This window comes from Nostoc sp. CALU 1950, from assembly GCF_051172895.1.
In the GTDB taxonomy this organism is placed as follows: Bacteria; Cyanobacteriota; Cyanobacteriia; order Cyanobacteriales; family Nostocaceae; genus Nostoc; species Nostoc edaphicum_A.
Window position 1 is genome coordinate 1 of sequence record NZ_JBDNJQ010000318.1, and the last position, 3105, is coordinate 3105.

4 protein-coding genes and 1 pseudogene are annotated in these 3105 nt (G+C 38.7%); all 5 read left to right on the forward strand.

The window, feature by feature from the left end:
• Window positions 1-7 precede the first annotated feature (7 nt).
• Window positions 8-922 carry a hypothetical protein gene (locus ABF638_RS37390; RefSeq protein ID WP_435027788.1) on the forward strand — a complete coding sequence of 305 codons (915 nt, stop codon included), beginning with the start codon at window positions 8-10 and terminating at the stop codon, window positions 920-922.
• Between the two features lie 134 nt (window positions 923-1056).
• A complete protein-coding gene (locus ABF638_RS37395) occupies window positions 1057-1611 on the forward strand; it encodes a hypothetical protein (RefSeq protein WP_435027785.1) in 555 nt (184 codons plus the stop codon).
• A gap of 97 nt (window positions 1612-1708) precedes the next feature.
• On the forward strand, window positions 1709-1981 hold the full coding sequence (locus ABF638_RS37400; protein ID WP_435027786.1) for a hypothetical protein: 273 nt from the start codon (window positions 1709-1711) through the stop codon (window positions 1979-1981).
• A 139-nt stretch (window positions 1982-2120) separates the two neighbouring features.
• Complete coding sequence (locus ABF638_RS37405) at window positions 2121-2414, forward strand: hypothetical protein (protein ID WP_435027787.1); 294 nt, start codon at window positions 2121-2123, stop codon at window positions 2412-2414.
• A gap of 390 nt (window positions 2415-2804) precedes the next feature.
• Window positions 2805-3105: pseudogene (locus ABF638_RS37410) on the forward strand (hypothetical protein); the annotation flags it as partial.

Genomic DNA, 3105 nt, shown 5'->3' on the forward strand with positions numbered 1-3105 from the left:
TAATTCCATTTGGTTTGCGTTCTCTCATATCGCTTTTAGTCTAAACTCCAGTTATCTTGAAGGCTTGCTTTCACCATTAGGTAGCGTAGAAGTTAGCGGTGTAATAACCGATTCAGAAAGGCGGGGAATTGTTCTGTTTTTTCCGAAAGGGACAATTCAAACCGAAAGACACCCACTTGGATTACTTGCTAAAGTTGCTCAAAGTGATTGTTCAATCGAAGTTTATTGTGAGCAAATTGGTGAAACAGAAGTCCGAAGCTGCCTACATAAACTTTTAAATGTCTTTTCAACTTTGAACTGTCGGTCATCGGCAGAAGGGAAAACTTTAGATGATGATGATAATTTACCTCGTTTGTGGATTTTAGTACCATCAGCTTCACCAGATTTACTCAAAGGTTTTGGCGCACAATTAGAGCTAGAAAACTGGTCTACTGGAATATACTTTCTGCCTAATGTTTTTAGAATTGCAATAGTAGCTATTAACCAACTACCAGTTACTTCAGAGACGCTATGGTTAAGGCTTTTGGGACGGGGAACAGTGCAACAGCAAGCAGTAAGTGAACTGGTTGCCCTTCCACCAGAGAATCTTATCCGTCGTAATGTTCTTGAAATAATTTACAGATGGCGTATCAGTGTAATGACACAAACAGATTTAACTGAAGATGACCAGGAGTTAATTATGAATTTAACAGAAGCTTATCAAGAAGCAAGAGCGCAAGCGGTACAGGAGGGAGTGGAGCAAGAACGCCGTCAGGTTGTAGAAAACTTGTTGAGATTCCGGTTTGGTTCTGTGGATGAAGAACTCTCAAGAGTGGTCGATAATTTGTTGCTGTTAGCACCAGATGACTTTGCAAGATTTTTACTGAAATTGTCTAGTTTATCCCGTGAAGAGTTGTTAGCAAGATTTAATTCACATCAATAATCTGTAACTGTAAATGATGAGTAATAAAAAGCGCTTTTGTGAAATCAAGAGCGCTGTTTTATTGGCTCTACATTTCATACATTTGTAGTCAACGGCTTCGCCAATGTGAAAGTGAAATGTATTGGTATTGAACAATGAACCCTCAAGAAAATGCTGAACTACTTGCTGCCTTAATGCGCCAGGAAGAATTACTTAAGCAGTTAGTTGCAGCAATCAATAAGCCAAAACTGGGATTGCACTCTGAAGCTGGCAATTGTAAAATCTACTGCAATCGACAGCACGGAGGACTGTGGTACACACTAAATGGTGAACCGAGTAATGTCCCTCAAACTGCCTTAACTGGATATCTTAAAGAACTACGGTTTGAGAATACAGAACGCCGCAAAAAAGAAACCTGCAAGTTACTAATAACTATGCAAGCAGACCGGACGTATATCTTAGAATCCGGTTATGATACTCATTTTTCAAAGTGCATACTTGCGGCGATCGCAACTTTGACCCCAGAACAATTGTATTCTCCCATCACACTACAGCCTACTCCAGGGACGACAGATGAAAACGTGTTGTTCTGTCGGATATGGGTAGAGTCGGAATTAATCAAAGCATCTTATGGTGAAGAAACCGACTGGCGCGAAATCAGTAAACAAGCAATTGCTGTAACCAAAGCTGCGGCAGAAATGGTGTTCTAACTTGTTGTAAACAGGGCTTGAGAGACTGTAGCTATAAGTGACTCAAGCTTTGTCTACAGCTAATACGTGCTGTTCAACTATTCACAAATAATCACAGATGACTATTACAATCGTTCACCCTAGTATCGAAAACTTACAACAGTTTTCTGACTCATTCGACATTGAGAAACTATTGCAATCTGAGGGAGTTCTGCCGTGGCTTTTAGCAAATGGCTGGAACTATGACAATGAATCTTGTTTGATTGCAAACATTATTGATGAATCTACAAGCTTGGATCAAGTTTGGGACTCTGAAGAGTTTGATTTTAATGCTCTGTCAGATGAATTAAAGGAAAAATTAAATCTGATTTTCGAGCATTTCTATCTGTAATCTTCTGTCATTCTCAATCAATAATTAACACAGAGATAACGAAAATGTTGACGAAAGAAAAATCAGGTTATTTGTGAAAAACTCTACAGTCAGATTTAATTAGCCTGACTGTAGAGAAAAATCGATTCCACAAAAAATTATGGCACACTTCACTGCTAATAAGATGGAATTAAATTTGATTAAAGTCTACGACTCAACGCTTTTAAGCTCCTCAAAAGTTTACCAAATTAACGGTACACTTTCCCGATATTTGGGTGATGAAGGTAGTATACAACACCCGCAATATCTATTTGTACCTCTGCCAAATCAAAGGAAAAAAGCCAGCTTTCGATTAAACCGAAACAAACTCATGACTCGCTGTTATGAGGTCGAAGGCATGGTTTATAAGAAGCCTGCGGTACAGGATAATTCACAGCAACTTCAGCTATTTTAAGCCATGTCCATACATAAACCACCAGTCATCAAAAGACATATTCGGCTACAAAAAAGCTCTACAAAAGTAATCTATAGAGCTACACCAAAAAAGGGGAAAGGGTAAGGGGTAAGGGGGAAAGGAAAGGATAAAGAACTTTTCTCCACAATGTATAAAGCCTCTGTTTTTAAATACGAGGAATAAAAAAGAAGAATTTTTAAGACACGTAGTGCGATAAAAATTAGTGTCCATCTTTGAAACCCCTGCTTTTAAGTTAGTGGTTCCCTTTACCCTTTACCCTTTACCCTTTACCCCTTTCCCTTTCTTGATAGACATTCACTCTTTTGAGAAATACTCACAAAGAAAGCTTCGCTTAATCGAAGTGAAAAATAATGATTGAGGTGAATAATCATGGTGCAAGCAATCGACAACCCTATTGCTGCAAATTTCCTAACTGATGCAGTAGTCGAACGCCACAATTTCTCACAGTTAAATAAAACTCGCATTCGCTTCCGTATTCAACTAAAGAAAAGTACAAAGTCTGCCGCTCCTAAATGGGCAGATGTACTACAAGCTGAAGTTTCTGAAATTGAATCAGACCTTGTTAAAGTTACTAATTCCGAAGTTGGTTTGCGGGGTATCAAGGTATTTAAGAAATTGGATGAAGCTGCTGCCCAATTGAGGCAAGAGATTGCTTCAGTTCAAGAGTGGA